At 66.4% G+C, this 16,960-nt stretch carries 14 protein-coding genes and 2 pseudogenes; 8 read left to right on the top strand and 8 right to left on the bottom strand.

Annotation, left to right across the window (positions count from 1 at the left end; translation table 11 throughout):
• The first annotated feature begins 15 nt into the window (after window positions 1-15).
• Window positions 16-441, top strand: a complete 426-nt coding sequence (locus GO592_RS32695; RefSeq protein WP_202715048.1) for a hypothetical protein — start codon at window positions 16-18, stop codon at window positions 439-441.
• A 49-nt stretch (window positions 442-490) separates the two neighbouring features.
• Here GO592_RS32695 and pdxR read toward each other — a convergent pair whose 3' ends face one another.
• Window positions 491-1,996, bottom strand: a complete 1,506-nt coding sequence (pdxR, locus tag GO592_RS32690) for a MocR-like pyridoxine biosynthesis transcription factor PdxR (protein ID WP_172652014.1) — start codon at window positions 1,994-1,996, stop codon at window positions 491-493.
• Window positions 1,997-2,195: 199 nt separating this feature from the next.
• Between pdxR and GO592_RS32685 the strand changes: the two genes are divergently transcribed.
• The 5 genes and pseudogenes from GO592_RS32685 to GO592_RS32665 form a co-directional block, all read left to right on the top strand.
• Window positions 2,196-2,711, top strand: coding sequence for an antibiotic biosynthesis monooxygenase family protein (locus tag GO592_RS32685; protein ID WP_172652015.1), 516 nt, complete (start codon window positions 2,196-2,198; stop codon window positions 2,709-2,711).
• A 97-nt stretch (window positions 2,712-2,808) separates the two neighbouring features.
• Window positions 2,809-3,654, top strand: a complete 846-nt coding sequence (locus GO592_RS32680) for a cupin domain-containing protein (protein WP_007297147.1) — start codon at window positions 2,809-2,811, stop codon at window positions 3,652-3,654.
• 47 nt (window positions 3,655-3,701) lie between these two features.
• Entirely contained in the window at window positions 3,702-5,207 is a 1,506-nt protein-coding gene (locus tag GO592_RS32675) for an aldehyde dehydrogenase family protein (protein ID WP_007297148.1), read from the top strand.
• Between the two features lie 476 nt (window positions 5,208-5,683).
• Window positions 5,684-6,546, top strand: a pseudogene (locus GO592_RS32670) (response regulator transcription factor).
• 110 nt (window positions 6,547-6,656) lie between these two features.
• A pseudogene (locus tag GO592_RS32665) lies at window positions 6,657-7,311 on the top strand (IS1380 family transposase); the annotation flags it as partial.
• Between the two features lie 160 nt (window positions 7,312-7,471).
• Here the strand turns inward: GO592_RS32665 and GO592_RS44860 are convergent.
• Window positions 7,472-7,828 (bottom strand): hypothetical protein, encoded by a 357-nt coding sequence (locus GO592_RS44860; protein WP_237720400.1) that lies wholly within the window; start codon window positions 7,826-7,828, stop codon window positions 7,472-7,474.
• A 287-nt stretch (window positions 7,829-8,115) separates the two neighbouring features.
• Between GO592_RS44860 and GO592_RS32655 the strand changes: the two genes are divergently transcribed.
• Window positions 8,116-8,409, top strand: coding sequence for a hypothetical protein (locus GO592_RS32655; protein WP_039951135.1), 294 nt, complete (start codon window positions 8,116-8,118; stop codon window positions 8,407-8,409).
• Here the strand turns inward: GO592_RS32655 and GO592_RS32650 are convergent.
• Window positions 8,372-9,835 (bottom strand): aldehyde dehydrogenase family protein, encoded by a 1,464-nt coding sequence (locus tag GO592_RS32650; RefSeq protein ID WP_039951151.1) that lies wholly within the window; start codon window positions 9,833-9,835, stop codon window positions 8,372-8,374. The genes GO592_RS32655 and GO592_RS32650 overlap by 38 nt on opposite strands.
• 396 nt (window positions 9,836-10,231) lie before the next feature.
• Here GO592_RS32650 and GO592_RS32645 point away from each other — a divergent pair, with 396 nt between their 5' ends.
• Window positions 10,232-10,990: an IclR family transcriptional regulator gene (locus GO592_RS32645; protein ID WP_039951137.1), complete on the top strand. Its 759-nt coding sequence runs from the start codon at window positions 10,232-10,234 to the stop codon at window positions 10,988-10,990.
• A 41-nt stretch (window positions 10,991-11,031) separates the two neighbouring features.
• Here the strand turns inward: GO592_RS32645 and GO592_RS32640 are convergent, their stop codons facing one another.
• The 5 genes from GO592_RS32640 to GO592_RS32620 all read right to left on the bottom strand — a co-directional run bounded on the left by GO592_RS32640 (window position 11,032) and on the right by GO592_RS32620 (window position 16,556).
• On the bottom strand, window positions 11,032-11,967 hold the full coding sequence (locus GO592_RS32640; RefSeq protein WP_007297154.1) for a malate dehydrogenase: 936 nt from the start codon (window positions 11,965-11,967) through the stop codon (window positions 11,032-11,034).
• 28 nt (window positions 11,968-11,995) lie between these two features.
• Complete coding sequence (locus tag GO592_RS32635) at window positions 11,996-13,597, bottom strand: thiamine pyrophosphate-dependent enzyme (RefSeq protein WP_039951138.1); 1,602 nt, start codon at window positions 13,595-13,597, stop codon at window positions 11,996-11,998.
• A gap of 46 nt (window positions 13,598-13,643) precedes the next feature.
• Window positions 13,644-15,173, bottom strand: a complete 1,530-nt coding sequence (locus tag GO592_RS32630; RefSeq protein ID WP_007297156.1) for a solute symporter family protein — start codon at window positions 15,171-15,173, stop codon at window positions 13,644-13,646.
• Complete coding sequence (locus GO592_RS32625; RefSeq protein WP_237720401.1) at window positions 15,173-15,454, bottom strand: hypothetical protein; 282 nt, start codon at window positions 15,452-15,454, stop codon at window positions 15,173-15,175. Before GO592_RS32625 ends, GO592_RS32630 begins: the two co-directional genes overlap by 1 nt.
• A gap of 376 nt (window positions 15,455-15,830) precedes the next feature.
• Window positions 15,831-16,556 carry a hypothetical protein gene (locus GO592_RS32620; RefSeq protein WP_007297158.1) on the bottom strand — a complete coding sequence of 242 codons (726 nt, stop codon included), beginning with the start codon at window positions 16,554-16,556 and terminating at the stop codon, window positions 15,831-15,833.
• Window positions 16,557-16,960: the final 404 nt, after the last annotated feature.

Here is a 16,960-nt window from a genome sequence, read left to right as displayed (position 1 = left end):
GAGGGGGAGAGGGCTTTGACCGTCGCGATGGCAGTGGCTACCGCTGTCACATTCGTCTGGCTGGGGATGGTGCTGGCCATTTCCTTTCTCGAGGCGCCGTTGAAGTTCCGGGCCCCCGACGTCACATTACGGATTGGGCTCGGGATCGGTCGCCTCGTGTTCCGGGCACTGAACATCGTCGAGTCGATGCTGGCGGTGATGCTGGTCATCGCGGTCGTTCTCGGTGAACCCCCCACCCGGATTGTGGTCGTGGCGGTCGGTGTTGTCGCAATCCTGAGTGTGCAACTCGCGGCGATACGGCCTCGGCTGACGCGGCGCTCCGACCGCGTCCTTTCCGGCGAGGAAACGCCACGGTCGCACGCGCACTACGCCTACATCGCGCTCGAGGTCGCGAAGGTCGGCGCGCTCATGGTGACGGGAGTGCTACTGCTGACCGGATGACGCACCCGGAGCGGCCGCAATGTGCGACCGAGCGAAGCCACCACGACGGTCAGCTCAACCGGGCATGTGGTCTGTAGCCACGGAGGATTCGGTCCAAGGAGGCCACGCCGTCCCCGATGTCGCGTTCCTTGATTCCGGCGTAGCCGAGCAGAAGGGCCGGTGGCAGGTCGGCTTCGACGCAGTGCGTCGAGAGGGGCCAAAGGTGGAGGCGCTGGCGGGCGGCGAGCTCGGCGACCACCTGATCGTCGTGCCCTTCCGGGAGCCAACCGACCAGGTGCAGTCCGCCGTCGGGGTCCTCGATCCGCAGGCGACTCCCCAGCCGGCGCGTGGCCTCGGCCACCAGCAGTTGCTGCCGTTTGCCGCAGAGGACGCGCATCCTGCGCAGGTGCCTGGTGAAGTGGCCGGCCTCCATGAAGTCGGCCAACACCGCCTGGTCGAGCAGGTGGGCGTGCATGTCGGTGCTCAGATGCGCTGCGGCGAAGCCGTCGACGAGCTCGGTCGGGGCGATCAGGTACCCCAGCCGGAGCCCGGGGAACATGATCTTACTGAAGGTGCCGACGTAGATCACCCGTCGGTGTTTGTCGATGGCCTGCAGCGCGACGAGCGGGCGGCCGCGGTACCGGAATTCGCTGTCGTAGTCGTCTTCGACGATCCAGGCGCCCGCTTGGGCGGCCCAGTCCAGCAATGCGAGTCGGCGCTCGAGGGAAAGGGTGACCCCGAGGGGGAACTGGTACGAGGGGGTCAGGACGGCCAGCCTCGCGCTCTGTTCGCGTTCGATGCCGGCGGCCACGTCGATGCCCTTGCGGTCGACGGGCACGGGCACCAAACGTGCTCCGGCGGAGATCAGGGCCGCCTTCGCCCCGAGATAGCAGGGGTCCTCGATCCAGGCCGGGTCGCCGGGATCGAGCAGGATCCGGCCGCAGAACTCCAAAGCTTGTTGCGATCCGGAGACGATGACCACTTGGTCTGCGGTGCAGCGGATTCCGCGCGCCGGTCCGATATAGGAGGCGATGGCCTCGCGCAGCGGGCGGTATCCGCGGGGGTCGCTGTAGCGCATCAGGTCGCGGGTCGATTGCCGCAACCGCGCGCCGTACATCCGCGCCCACAGCTCGGCCGGGAAGCTGTCGAGCGCGGGCAGGCCGATCTGGAATGCCGTCGCCTCGGCGGAAACGCCGGTGACCTCCGGAAGCGGCATTCTGCGGGTGTCGGCGATCGCACGGCCGCGGTGCGAGAGCCTGCCGGAGCCATCGTCGGATCCGGAGCCGGTCCAGGGAGCGTGATTGATGGTGAGCATCTGTTCGGGCAGGACGTCGGCGACGTAGGTGCCCGATCCGGGACGGCGGTCGAGGTAGCCCTCGGCGTCGAGCTGCTCGAACGCGGCCAGGACGGTGTTCCGGGACACGCCCACCTCGGCCGCGAGGCGGCGGCTGGCCGGCAGCGGCGATCCCGCCTTCAGTTGGCCGCTGAGGATGCCCGCCCGCAGCTGCTCGTACAGGCGGCGGTACGCGGGCGCGGGCGAATCCGGCCCGTCTGGGGTGTTACTGGCGGGTGACAAATCGGTACCTCTAACTCCCTCAAAATTGGATCTGTTGGACCGGTCGGATCAGGTCAACTATAGGAACCACACACACGATAAGTGTGAACGCAATCACAGAGCGAAGAGCGACGTCAGTGCGAGCCGCTGGAGTCGACGCCCACAGCCCCGGGGCGCCCCGAGAACGCACTGTATCCCCGAAGAGAGGTTTCACCCCGTCATGGCTATCTACCTGAGCATGCAGCGCGTGCGGTTCTCCAGCCCCGATGCGTACGAGAAGTTCAAGGTGGTCTTCGCCGACACCCGGCACCACCTGATGAAGCTGCCCGGCTTCCTGCACCTGACCTGGTGGGAGCACCCGGACGACCGGATGTGGTTCAACGAGTGCAGCTTCTGGGCGAACAAGGAAGCGCTCTACGACTGGCACACCGACACCTATCACAAGCACGCCAAGGCATGGGCGGCGAACGGCGCCATCATGGAGGACATCATCACCAACTTCGAGTTGGTGGGAACCCGCCTGTTGCGAATCTGTCCGTGCTGCAACGAACTTCAGGACAAACCTTACGACCTCGGGCAGGAGCAGGCGGTGCTGCGTGAGCAGTGCCCGAACTGCGGATTCCACTTCCCGTACATGACCGAGCAGGAATCGAGCTTCGGGGTCTTCAAGGACCTGGCCCCAGGTCCGGTCTCCACCAACGGCAAGGAGCCGGCCGCCGCGCAGGCGAACACCTGACCCCGGCAGGCGCCGCCCACTTTCGAACACCGCGGCGGCCTCGCCTTCGATGTTTCACCCCACCGAGCCCACCGGGCGCTACTGAAGGAGAACAGGAATGACGACACAAGAAACCACCACCGGCCGTGTCTACAGCGGCTCGGCCGACCCGGCCAAGCACGAGTGGGAGCCCTTCGAGTGGGAGGAGCCCGCACTCGGGAGGACCGACGTGCAGGGCGAGATCGCCGTCTTCCGCCCGGACGGGACGAGCGGCAACCTGCTCGCCGGTTTCTGGCGGTACCACGCCGGAGCGCCGGGAGCTAGTTCCGACGGTTCCGGCTCGATCGTCTGGTCGTCTCCCCTGGGTGACGAGTGCGCGGTCGTCCTGGAGGGCTCCGCGACCATCACCGTCAAGGCGACGGGCAAGCAGTATGAGGTCGGTCCCGGCTCGATCATCTACGAGCCCAAGGGCCTCGAACAGATCTGGGACGTCAAGGGCCCCTACTTCAAGAAGTTCTGGGTCATCTTCGACGGCCCCAATCCGACGGACGCCACCAGTGATGACCTGATCATCGCGAACGTCAACGACAACCCGGAAACCTGGACCCCGTACGACTTCACCGAACCCCTCGAAGGTGACCTGACCAAGGGCGAGCTGGTCATCCTCCGCCCGGAGGGCAGTAGCGGCACCGTGCTCTCGGGGCTGTGGCGCTCGGGCAAGGGCATCGCCGGCAGCGAACCGGACGGGACGCTGGTGACGCCGTACACCGGAACCCTCGGTGACGAGACGATCCTGCTGCTCGAGGGCGAGGTCCACGTCCGCAACGACGAGACGAACGAGGAATGGGACTTCAAGGCCGGTGACCTGATCGCACTGCCGTCCGGCGTGCACGTCACCTGGACCTCGAAGGGCCCGTTCGTGAAGAAGTTCTGGGTCATCACCAAAGCGGACCTGCCCGCGTAACAAAGCGGGACACCAGAACACACCCACCTTTTGCAGAGAGTAGGGAAATGACCTCCACCATCAACCCCACCGCGGGACTGTCCCCCACGGTGGCCGACTTCCTCAGCCGACCGATCGAGCACCTGATCGACGGCTCGAATGTGGCCTCGGCCACGGGCGAAACGTTCGCCACGCTCAATCCGTCCACCGGCACCACGCTGACACAAGTCACCCGGGGATCAGCGGAGGATGTCGACCGGGCCGTCGCCGCGGCACGGCAGGCTCTCGACGGCCCGTGGGGCCGGTTGAGCGCCTCGGCGCGCAGCAAGATCCTCTGGCGGGTCGCCGATCTCATCGAGGACAAGCTCGAGGAGTTCGCGATCCTCGAGGCCATCGACAGCGGCAAACCTGTCACCTACGCCCAGTTGGTCGACGTGCCGCTGGCCATCGACTGGTTCCGCTACTTCGCGGGCTGGCCCACCAAGCTTGAGGGCACCACGATCCCGGTGTCGGCGGTCGCGACTCCGGGCGACTACTTCGCCTACACCGTGCGCGAGCCGGTCGGTGTGGTCGGGGGGATCATCGCCTGGAACTTCCCGCTGCTGCTCGCCGCCTGGAAGCTCGCCCCGGCCCTGGCCGCGGGCAACACCGTCGTCCTCAAGCCGGCCGAACAGACCCCGCTCAGCGCGGCCCTGCTCGGTGACGTGTTGCGGGAGGCCGGTGTTCCCGAGGGCGTGGTGAACATCGTCCACGGTTACGGCGACCAGGTCGGCGCGGCACTCACCGCGCATCCCGGGGTCGACAAGATCTCGTTCACCGGATCCACCGAGGTCGGTCGGCAGATCATCGCCTCGGCCCGCGGGAACCTGAAGAAGGTCACCCTCGAGCTCGGCGGCAAGTCCCCGAACGTGATCTTCGCCGATGCGGACATCGACGCCGCCATCGCCGGGGCGGCCAATGCGATCTTCTTCAACCAGGGCGAAGCCTGCGAAGCCGGTTCCAGGCTGTTCGTGCAGTCGTCGGTGTACGACCGGGTGGTCGCCGGGATCGCCGAGGCCGCCACACAGATCAAGGTCGGTGACAGCTTGGCCGCGGATACACAGCTCGGACCGTTGGTCTCACAGCAGCAACTCGACCGGGTGCTCGGATATCTCGACAGCGGCCGCACCGATGGCGCCACCGCTGTCGCCGGCGGCGGCCGCAAGGGCGACACCGGCTACTTCGTCGAACCCACCGTCCTCGTCGACACCAAGCCCACCATGCGCGTGGTCAAGGAAGAGATCTTCGGGCCCGTCGTCACCGTCGCACCGTTCGACGACGTCGACGAGTTGGTTCACGCTGCCAACGACACCGACTACGGTCTCGCCGCCGCGGTGTGGACCTCGGATGTGGCCAAGGCACACAACCTGGCCGCGAAGTTCCGGGCAGGCACCGTGTGGATCAACGCGTACCACATCCTCGACCCGGCTTTGCCGTTCGGCGGCTACAAGCAGTCCGGCTGGGGCCGCGAGCACGGCTCGTCCGCTCTCGACGCGTACACCGAAACCAAAACCGTGATCCTCAAGAAGGGATAGCAGTCCACCACAGAGGCCGGGGCGTCACCACCACCCGCCCCGGCCTCTGCGCGCCCTGCACGACAACGACATGCACCGAACAGACACGAGCAGCCATACCGTCCACGCAGTGCGGCAGCTGACCCCTCGACCCCAGCCGCCCGGGGTGTCGATATCTCGGGATGACGACCACATGCTCGTCAACCTCGCGGTCACCTGGCTCACCTACGGCGGACCTCCGCCAGAGGAAATCTGGATCCGCTTCGGCCTGCACCCCGACCAGTACTGGAGCCGCCTCTGTCACCTTCTCTCGCTGGGCTCATGGCGTCGGCAGCTCGATAGAGAAACAGGCGAACAGATCCGATCACTCGCCCAGGTGCGACTCCACCCCACGCGCCACCGCCCCCACCCCACACCGACGAATGAACAATGCCGACCGGGCACACGTGCCGCCCCGGGTGGGCCCACGATCCCAGCAACGAAGGGATGAAACCACAGTGGCGACAACCGCCTTCCCGCTGTTGCGGCCACGCGACGGAGACGCCCTGCGCGGCGAGCTGCGCACCATCGCCACACAGGGCGCCGCGCCCGTCGTCTTCGGTGGCGAGGTCCAGGACGACGTGCTGCGGCTGAGCGAATTCGTGGGGACTCGTACCAGCGGGTTGACGGGGTTGTCCATCCCGCCGCGGGCCTCGGAGGACGCGCGGTCGCATACCGAGCGGCGGTCGCGGTCGACGACTACGCCCGCTCGGCCACCATCACCCACCACTACGACCGGCCTGTCCTCATCGAAGGCCTACGTGCGGTCCTCGCGGTACCAGTGGTGGTCGGCCAGAGGCCGCGCGCCGTCCTCTATGCCGCGATCCGCGGATGCGCCCCGATCGGCGACCGCGCCGCCAACCTCGTCGTCGCAGCGTCGCGCCGACTCGGAGCCGAGATCTCCATCCGCGACCAGGTCGATCGGAGACTTCGGATGCTCGCCACAGTCGAGAGGGAGGGCGCGGACGGCGCAACCACCGAGGAACTCCGAGACATCCATGCCGACCTACGAGCGGTGGCACAAACCGTCGCCGACACGACGGCGCGGTCGCGACTGCACGAGTTGTCGGATCGGATTGCCGCACTGGACCAGCCGAGCACCAACGCCGCCCGCCCGGACCACGTGGTGCATCTGACCGCCCGCGAGATCGACGTCTTGTCGCATGTCTCGCTGGGCTGCACGAACAGTGAAGCTGCCCAAAGGCTTTCCGTGAAGCCCGAAACCGTGAAGAGCTATCTGCGCAGCGCGATGAACAAGCTCGAGGCGCACTCCCGGCAGGAGGCCGTGGTCACTGCACGCAAGCTCAGGCTACTGCCATGAAGGACGTCGAGAGATGCCGTGTGGGTGCCCTACGTCGACTCGACCTTTTCAGCTTCGGCCGACCCGAGACTGGACGTCGCGTCCTGTGACGATCGTGCCGGATGGTGAACCGCCGCGACTCGGCGTTCGGCAACAAGGCCGTCATCTGGGCCGCGATCCAGGCCGACATCGAGTTCTCCCTGACCATGACCCGTAACCCGCGCATCACCCGCGCCATCGCCGGCATCGACGAGCAGGAGTGGATCCCGGTGCACTACCCCGGCGCGGTCACCGACCCCGACACCGGGAAGCTGATCTCCGACGCGGAGGTCGCCGAAACCTCGTACACCGCCTTCTCCGGCCGCCACCAGGTCACCGCCCGCCTGATCGTGCGCCGGGTCAAGGACGCAAACTACCCCGACGCGCTTTTCCCCGTCTGGCGGTACCATCCCTTCTTCACCAATTCCGACCTGCCGACCGTCGACGCCGACCTCACCCACCGCAAACACGCGATCGTGGAAACGGTGTTCGCGGACCTGATCGACGGACCACTCGCCCACATCCCGTCGGGACGGTTTCCGGCGAACTGCGCCTGGGTGATCTGCGCGGCCATCGCGCACAACCTGCTGCGCGCCGCCGGCACCTGGTCAACGGCCCCGCCCGGTTCGCCCGGCCCGCCGACAAACCTGTCCTGCACCTGCCCGCCCACTGGCCGTGGCAGAAGCAGTGGAAACCCTGTGGTGCTGGGTTATCGGCTCGGTGTTTGGGCGACCACAACCGGCCTGACCGATCCGTCCGCCATCCGGCCCGACCCGAGGAATCCCGACAACGTGGATGAGCTGACACCCGGTCAGCGGAAAACGCACGCCCTACGGCAGCCCGAAGAACCAAACCACCGCCAAACCCGCCGGAATCACCGATCCACGGATTGAGGTTAAGAACCGGATCAGCGTGAGTGTGAGGCGCATTCGGCGAAGAACGACAGGTGGTCGCGCAGATGAAAGCGGTTTGCTGAACTCCGCCGCGCTTGCAGCACGGCCCGTCGGTCCGGCGGGGTGGTCTGAGGCTGCACCCCGACTGTGCTGGTGCCGTTCGTCAGCCACATCACCCGAAACCGGTGCCGCCACCGGGTGACGGGGTAGGCGCGGGATCGAGTCGCCAGTGCCCGCGCGTATACGACGTAAACGAATATCCCGACCAGCATGAGTGCGATCGCCACGGGCAGGACCATGAGGACGTCATCGAGCGCGACCGTGGTGAGTGCCGCCGCGAATAGTGCGGCTGGGAGCATTGTTAGTGCCATGGCAGCCCACCAGCGAGCCTGGTGGGCGCCTGAAGTTGCCGAGCTGCAGACGCGCCGCGGCACGAACTCGGGGTCCGGGCGGCGGGTTCGCAGTCCTCCAGCGGTCCATGCCGTCGAAGAAGCCAGGGTGGCGTTCTCGCCTGCAGGCCATCGTTTGTGCGCATCGATCACCGCGCATTCCTATCACTGAACTGGGCAGAGGACACGTCCCTGTGGCGTCCGAAGGACCCGCGCCCGCAACGCGATACTGTCCACACCACGTCCCGCTCAACAACGGGAGAGATGCCATGACCGGGAATGCCGCGACCATGCCGCCGCTCGGGAAGATCCTGACCGCCGACGAGATCGCCCGGTTCGTGGCCCGAGTCGCGTACCCCACCAGCCCGGTGGTGCTGGTGGACGAGGACCTGGCTCTGGCCGCCCCGGCGCGGGCCTACGGTGATTGGCTCGAGGCGCTGGGCACGCGGAAGGTGAGAAATAACCAAAGCACTCGTCGTCCGGCACCGGGCGGCCAGTCGCAGCGAGCCGTGCCGGGTGGCGTCGTCAGAACGGGTAAGCGGGCATCGTGCTTTGCGCGGTGACCCACTGTGTTTCGGTGAAGGCGTCGAGGTTGGCGCTGATGCCGCCGACCCGCCCGCCGTTGCCCGAGGATCCGACGCCGCCGAACGGGACTACTGCCTCGTCGCCCACGGTTTGGTCGTTGACGTGCACCAGGCCGGCGGGGATCCGCTGTGCGAGTTCGAGGCCCTTCATGGCGTCGGCTGTCAGGATGCTCAACGACAGCCCGTATTCGGAGCTGTTGGCGATCGTCACGGCTTCCTCGATCGAACTGAACGATGCCACCGGGGCTACCGGGCCGAAAACCTCGTCCTGGAAGGCCGCGGCGGTCAGCGGGGTCTGCGCGAGCACGGTGGGCCGGTAGAAGAGATCGTCGTAGGTTCCGCCGGCCGCGAGGGTGGCGCCCGCATCGATGCTCGCGGTGACCAGGGTGTGGATGTGATCTCGTTGTTTGGCATCGATGATCGGGCCGAGGGCGACGTCGCCGGTGAACGGGTCACCGACGGGCAGCCGGTCGGCGTGTTCAGCGAGGAGTGCGGTATAGTCGGCGGCGATGCTCTCGTGCACCAGGTGACGGCCCGCCGCCATGCAGATCTGGCCCTGGTGCATGAAGGAGCCGAAAGCGCCGACGGCTACGGCCTTCTCGAGGTCGACGTCGTCGAGCACGATCAGGGCGTTGTTGCCACCGAGTTCGAGGTGGGCGCGTTTGAGGTGCCGTCCGGCGAGTTCACCGACGGCACGCCCGGCGCGGGTCGAACCGGTGAAGGCGATGACCCGAACGGTGCGGTGGACGACGACGGCTTCCCCGGCGTCGGCGCCGCCGGGCAGCACGCTGAGCAGGCCGGCGGGAAGGCCGGCTTCCTCGAAGATGCGGGCGAGGACCGCACCGCCACAGATGGCGGTGCGGGGGTCGGGCTTGAGGACGACGGCGTTACCGAGCGCCAACGCCGGCGCGACGGCACGGATCGACAGGATGATCGGGAAGTTGAAGGGGGCGATCACCCCGACGGTGCCCACCGGGATGCGGCGGGAGAAGCTCAAGCGCGGCTGCTCCGAGCGCAGCACTTCACCGTAAGGGTGTGCGGCAAGCGCCGCAGCGTTGTAGCACTCCTCGGCGGCGGTGTGTGTTTCGATGTGGGCCTTGGTGGGGATGCTGCCGGCCTCGCGGATCACCCATTCGGCGATTTCGTTGGCGTGCTGCTCGAACAGGGTTCCGGCGCGGCGGAGCACTGCTGCCCGTTCGGTGTAGGGGCGGGCGGCCCAGTCGGCTTGCGCGGTCGCGGCTCGGTCCGCGGCACGTGTCACATCGTCTGCGGTGGCCATGCCGATGGTCGAGAGTTGTTTGCCGGTTGCGGGCTCGACAACGGGGTGGTCGTCGGCGCTGCCGCGTACCCATTCGCCGGTGAAGATTCGTGATTCCCACACCGGTTCGTCCAGCAACCGCCGCACCGAGCCGTGTTCTTGTGTGCTCACCGTCAGGTTCTCCGTTTCATCTCTGGTAGCGGCGAGTGCCGCTTTGGGGGTGTGGTGACGCAGCTTTGCCGCGTAGTGCTCGGCGTCGCGCAGACCGGCGGTGAGGAGGGACCTCGTCTCGACGATCGTGAGATCGAACAACGGGGCATCCGCGATCGGGCCGGTCGCCAGCTCCTGTGTGCTGTCACCGTTCAATCTGTATCTCGCCTGTCCATGTGTGTCTGCTCCGGAGCGGCAACCGTTGATGCCGGGGTCAAGGAGTTGTCGGTCACTGTCTACGACGGCCATGACCCGAACAATCCTTCCTCTCAGCATGCGGAAGAAGTACCTTGATCCTTTACGAAGCAGCCCGGGGGAGCGAAGGACCGATCGTTGAGCGAATCCAGAAGTTCATTGGCCCGAGCGCTGTCGATTCTCGAGTCGTTCAGTGAGGACCGGCCCGAGCAGACGCTGGGCGCCATCGTCAGCGCGACGAACATCCCGCCGGCCACCGTGCACCGGTATCTCGCCGAACTCGTCAAATGGGGTGGGCTCGACCGAACCGGTCGCGGGACCTACACGGTCGGCACTCGGCTGTGGCAGCTCGGAGCCCTCGCCCCGAAGGAACGCCAACTCCGTGACGTGGCTCTTCCCGTGCTGGAGGACCTGTTCGAGACCACCCATGAGGTGGTGCACCTGGTCGTCCTCGACGGCACCCGCGCGCTCTATGTCGAAAAACTTGCGCCGCGGTCGCGGACGGGTACCACTGTCTCGTCCCAGGTCGGGTATCGGCTGCCTCTGCACGCGACGGGCCCCGGGAAGGTGTTGCTGGCCTTCGGCACCCCCGCGCTGCGGGAAACGGTTCTGTCCGAGGAGTTGCCGAAGATGGCGTCTGAGACCATCACCGATCCCGATGTCCTGCGCCGAGCGCTCGCAGACATTCGCACCACCGGATTCGTCATCTCGCGGAACGAGATGACCGAGGGCAATGCGTCGGCAGCCGCCCCGGTCTTCGGAAGGGACACCGCCATCGTCGCCGCGATCTCCGTGGTGGTGCCGGCCGCGCACCCGAATCTGGCCGGCCTGGCCCAAGGAGTCCGGGTCGCAGCGGCTGTGATCTCCCGTAACCTTCGCCAGGACGGCAGGAGATGATCGGCCGCTGCGACATCGACCTCAGCTCGGGTGGTGGGCGGTCAGCCCTGCCCGATCGAGATGCTTTCTGCAGCGGCGCGAACGCTCTCTGCGCCGGATCGCATGGCATCGACTTCGGCCGCGGACAGCTCCCACTCGACGATGTCGCGAACCCCGCCCTTGCCGAGGAGCGCTGGCACGGTCAGACTCGCACCCTTGGCGCCGTATTCGCCGCCGAGGACCACTGAGACCGGGAGCGGCTGATCGGACTCGGTCACTAGTGCATCGACCAGCAGGGCGGTGCCGCGTCCGGTGCTCCAGGTCGATGTCCGCCCGGAGTCCAACGCCACGTGGGTGACGTACCAGGTATTGATGTAGTCCTTCGCGATCGCCTTCTGCGCTGCGTCGAGTGTCACCGGTGATCCGTCGACTCGAACGCAGTCGTACAGCGGTACCTGCCCGTCGCCGTGTTCGCCGAGGACCCACGCCTCGATGCGATGTGGGGAGACGCCCAAGGCCTGGCCCAACCCGGTGCGCAGACGCAGACTGTCGTTGATCGTGTATCCGAGCAGTTTGCGCCGATCGAACCCGGTGCGCTGGTGCAGCCAGGTGGTGAGGGCATCGGCGGGATTGGTGAGCATGATCAGCACCCCATCCCAGCCGGATTCGATCAATGGAACGGCGAGCTGTTCGACGATCCGCGCGTTGTCCGCCAGAAACACCGATCGGGAGGTGTTCAGCCGCAACGGGACTGCGGCGCTGAGAATGACGATGTCGGAATCGGCGGCGTCCTCCACGGTCCCGGCACGCACGGTGGAGAACCCATCGACGCCTGCCATGTCCTGCATATCCATGACGTGGCTCGTCACCATGTTGGGTTTGGTGTCGACGATGACGACGTCGTACGTCACAGGTCGCAGCAGCAGGTTAAACGCGACGGAGGACCCGATGCCGCCCGCGCCTCCGAAGATCGTCACCTTCGTGGGGGTGTTACTCATAAATGTTCCTCTTCTATGGAAGTTGACGTCAGGCCTGGAAATCGCGCTCAGTTTGCACGGCAACCTCCAGTACGAGTGGGCTCTTGCGGGTAGATAGTGTCGGGATGACCTCGTCGAGGATCTCGGTGAGTTCGGTGATCCCGGCCGCGCGGGTGATGGGGCAACCGAGGTTGGTGGCGAGGCCGCTCACGGAGACCTCCTCGAAGGCGGGCCACGGCGCCGGCCCGGTGTCTTCCTTCTCGGCCAGCCGGTCCATGATCGCGTAGCGGCCGTTCGCGAGAACCACGAACAGGGCTCCGACGTCGTATCGAGCCGCACTCCACAGTGACTGGATGGAGTAGAGCGACGATCCGTCGCCGAGCACCGCCACCACCGGCCGCTCCGGTGCTGCCATCTTCAACCCGATGGCGGCCGGCATCGCGAACCCGAGTCCGCCCATCGCGGCGCTGACGAAGCCCAGCGGTTCGCGGGCCGGAAGCAACTCGTGCAGGTCGGGTCGGCTCGACGGGGTCTCTTCGACGACGATGGTGTTCGGCGGAAGCCGATCACTCAAGGCGGCGAGCACATGCGCCGCGCGCAGACGTGACCCGTGCTGGGCGGGCGCGGGCCGGCCGGCCTGGCGAGCCGCCACCGTCGTCTCGGGGCGGACCGACACCTGCGCGGCGAGTTTGTGTGCGAACTCGGCCGGATCGGCCAGGACGGCGAGATCAGCTGGGCTGCGGGAGGCCTCGCTACTGTCGTCGGTGACCATGACCACCGACGTACCTTCGGGGACGAGAGGACCGTCCTCGAACGGGTACTGGCGAAACACCGGTGCACCAATCACGATGACGAGGTCGTACGGTGCAAGTACCGCCCGTAGCCGGGACCGACCGGCGGGGAGATGGCCGGCGAACTGCCGATGATCCTGTGGGAATCCGGCTCGGGCACCGAACGACTCCTGATACACCGCGCAGCCGAGCCGCTCTGCCAGCGCGGTCGAACCCCTCCAGCCGGCGACGCTGTCCAATCCTGCCCCCACCACCAGCAGCGGATGACTGCTGGCGCCGACCAGTTCGGCGACCTCGGCGACCGACTCCGGTCGCGGTGAACGGCCGATCAGCATCCGGGCCGGTGCCGCCTGCTCCGCCTCGCCGGCAAGGGCGAGCCAGTCGTCCATCGGGACGATGACCAGTGCCGGGCCGTGGCCGACCGTGGCTTCGTGCCAGGCCCGCGCGATGGAGCCGGGCACGTCCTGCGGTCGTACCGGCTGATCCACCCACACGGGGTAGTCACCAGCCAGTTGGGGCAACCGTCCGGCTAGAAACGGCTCGAGCGCGAGATGACGTCGATCCTGCTGGCCCACGATGACCACCAGCGGCGCCCGGTTGACCCGGGCCGTGGCCAACGCGCCGACGGCATTTCCGAGGCCGGCCGTTGTGTGGAGGATGACCAGCGCGGCACGCTCGGAGGCGAGCGCGTGCCCGGTGGCGATGCCCACCACGGAGGCCTCGTGCAGGCCCAGGACGAAGTCGAGGTCGTCGGGGAGATCGGTCAGGAGTGATACCTCCGTGGATCCGGGATTGGAGAAGATCGTCGTCATCCCAAGTCGACGGAAGACGTCGAATGAAGCGTCGCGAACAGTGGCCATGGATAAAACTCCAGTTATCGAGGAAGCGGGGTGATCGTCACGAAACTCATCGGGCTTCGGAGGCTGCGGCCGTGTGACGGGGAGGGAAGGCTTTCACCACTATTTCGTCGTAGGGGCGCCCCTTGGCTACAACTTTGTTGCGCCCGACCAGGCTGCCGAGCCACGCGAGTGCGAATGAGATGGGAACGGTCACGATCGCCGGAATGCTCAGCGGAAAGAGCGCGTCGTCGCCCATCACGTTCGGGCCGATCACCACGAGCAGAACGCTCAGCAGTAGCCCACCGGTGATCGCCGCCTGGGCACCGAATCGGTTGAACCCGCGCCAGTAGATCGTCAATACCAGTACCGGTGTCAGTGTGGCCGCGGCGATGGCGAAGGCGACGTTCGCGAGGAACCCGACGTTGAGGTTCTGGGCCCCGAGCGCAAGCAAGATCGCCAGCAGCGAGATCACCACACCGGCGATGCGGCCGACGACGAGCTGTTTGCGGGGACTGACGTTGCCGCCCTTGATGACGTTGGTGTACAGGTCGTGGGCCGCGGCACCGGAGGCGGCGATGGCGATCCCTGCGAGGACCGCGAGGATGGTCGCGATCACCACTCCGGCGAGGATCGACAGCAGCACGTTGCCACTGACGGCCTCGGCGAGCCGTGCCACCGCGAGGTTGCCGCCCTTGTTGTCGGCCACGATCGTCTCGCGACCGACCTCGTTGAGGGCGGCGTACCCGAAGATCGGCAGCAGCAGGAAGAACGCGGAGAAGATGATCATCGCGATCAGGGACGACGAGCGTGCTGCTCGGGCGTCTTTGGTCGTCAAGAAGCGCAGCATCACGTGCGGCAACCCCATCACGCCGAGGGACAGCCCCACCATCAGTGACACATTGTTCCACGCCGACGTGGAATCGAGCCGGTGCGCGCTGACGACGTCGGGACCGAATTTGTCGGACGCTTCGACGAGCGGGCCCACGGGATTCCATCCAGTTCGTGAGATCACGAACAACAGCAAGATGAAGACGACCACGAGTAGCAGCACGCTCTTGAATACCTGAATGTAGGTCGCGGCGACCATCCCGCCGAGGAGCATGTACACCGTCATCAACACCGCAAGGACGACCACCGCAACCGAAAACGGCACGCCCAGGAGCAGTTCGGCGAGAATCCCGGCTCCCACGAACTGGATCATCATGTAGATCACGCTGATCAGCAGCGTTGTGACCGCCATCGACCCACGCAGCAACCGACCTTCGAACCGGAACGACACGACATCGGCGAGGGTGTATTTGCCGAGGTTGCGCAACGGTTCGGCCACGACGAGCAACACCAGCAGGAATGCCGTCGGAATGCCGATGGCCAGATAGAAGCCGCTGAACCCGGTCAGTGCCACCGCTCCGGTAATACCCAGGAGCGACGCCGCCGACAGTTGCTCACCGGCGAGTGCCAGCCCATTTTGCAGACCGCTGACGCGTTGGCCTGCCACGTAGTGGTCGCCGGTATCCGAATTGCGGCGCGCCGCAAGGGCGGCCAGACCCAACGTCGCCACTACGATGCCGGCCACGATGATCATCGGCAGCACGTCCATCACTCGACCTCCCCACCATTGTCGAGCCGGTTGCTGCGCACGCAATGGATTGCGGCGACCGCCAGGACGACGAGGAAGTCAAGGAACCCGACGATGTAGCCGACTCCGACGCCACCGACATGGCCGTCGAAGATGGGGGTGAACAGCATGAGCACCGTCAACGCGAGTAGCAACACGAAAGCTGCTGCGCCACTGAGCAGATTGCGCCGGATCTGGAGTCGTGTGTCGGGAGGCAGGGTTCGAGGAACCTGCACCCCGCGGTCAACGGCGGGAAAAGCCATGGATTGCCTCCGAGCGAGGTCAAAGTCATGTGTCGGGACACATCCGCGTACCCGGTGTACGGCGGCTCACACACTGTGGTCGACGCACCGCTAGCGACGGAACCGCTTCTCTCAACATGCGGAAAAGGTGGCTAACAGGGGCAGGTTGCGTTTGGCGTGAGGCGTCGGGTACCGCCCTGGACGGACTGCCTCCGAGGCGCTGATGGCCCGTCCAAGATCGTTGAACGTGGCCCAAGCCAAACGAGGCCGGCCTCGATCAGTATCAGGTGCGCACCTACCGCGCCTGGTACGCCCACACCACCCTGTCGATGCTCGCCCCCGCCTGGCTGGCCGGCACGAAAACCGAAGCGGTAAAGACATCCCAGGAGCTCGAGTGTCAAGCCGCAGGCTTCTCGGCGTGATGTGACCACGCGGTCGTTTCGTCGTATCGGGTGCGGGTCTTGAGGCATCCGTGCAAGATGCCGACGAGCCGGTTTGCCAGTTGCCGCAGGGCGGGACCGTGGTCGAGACCGCGGTCGCGTTGCTTGTCGTAGTAGGCGCGGGCGCCGCGAGAGGCTTGCAGGGCCGAGAATGCCTGCGAGTTCAGGGCATCGACGAGCCGATCGCCCAAGGACGAACCGGGCCACGACGACCTTCTTCTTGCCGGAGGCACGGGTGATCGGGCTGGTAGCGGCGTAGTTCTTGCGTGCCTTGGCGGTGGCAAACCGTTCGGGTCGTCCCCGAACTCGCCGAGGACCCGTGCGCCGAGCAGCGGTCCCATCCCGGGCTGGGACAGGATGATCTCAGCGTCCGGGTGCCGGCCAAAATGCGCATCGACCTGCCCCTGCAACGCCTTGACCTCCTGGTTGAGAGTGGTCAGCGCGGCGACAGCGGAGCGGGTGGTGGCCGCATATGCGGCGGCGATCGTCTCCGCGCGACCCAGCTGCTCGGCTCGCAGTGCGGTCTGGATCCGATCGGTCTTGGTCTCGATGTCACGGCGGCGGGCCTTGCGGAGCGCTGCCATGATCTGCCCCCGCGTCAGCCGCGCCGCCGCGGCCGGGTCGGGGACCTTCCCGAGCAGCTCGAGGACATCGGCGGCGTCGAGGTCTTCGAACGCCTCCAAGGCCGCCGGGAAGTACTCGCGCAGCGCGGGTCGCAGCCGCTGAGTGTGGCGGGTGCGTTCCCAGATCAGGTTGAACCGCCCTGGATCGAGTGGAGACTTCGTTCAGGCCACCTCGAGGATCGAGGCGACGGTGGGGCGCTGTTCACGGTAGCGCGTCTCGTAGGCGATCGGCGGGAGGTAGTCGATCGACGAATGCAGTCGGTCCGCGTTGTTGCGTCGCGAAGGGATCGTTGTCCGTCATCGACTGGATCGATTCTTCCGGTCCGAGCCACTGTCGAAGAAGTGCACCACCGCTGGCCTCTCGAGGAGATACCCAAGGATATCGCCGACGGCCCCCATCCGATGGCCGACTTACAACTCGGGCAGAATTTTCTGGATGCGTCCATGAAGATGGTGTTACGCAC

The sequence above is a fragment of the Rhodococcus sp. 21391 genome, assembly GCF_016772255.1.
Classification (GTDB): Bacteria; Actinomycetota; Actinomycetes; order Mycobacteriales; family Mycobacteriaceae; genus Rhodococcus_F; species Rhodococcus_F opacus.
Note: the sequence above shows the minus strand (reverse complement) of the source record. Positions and strands in the feature narration are given on the sequence as shown.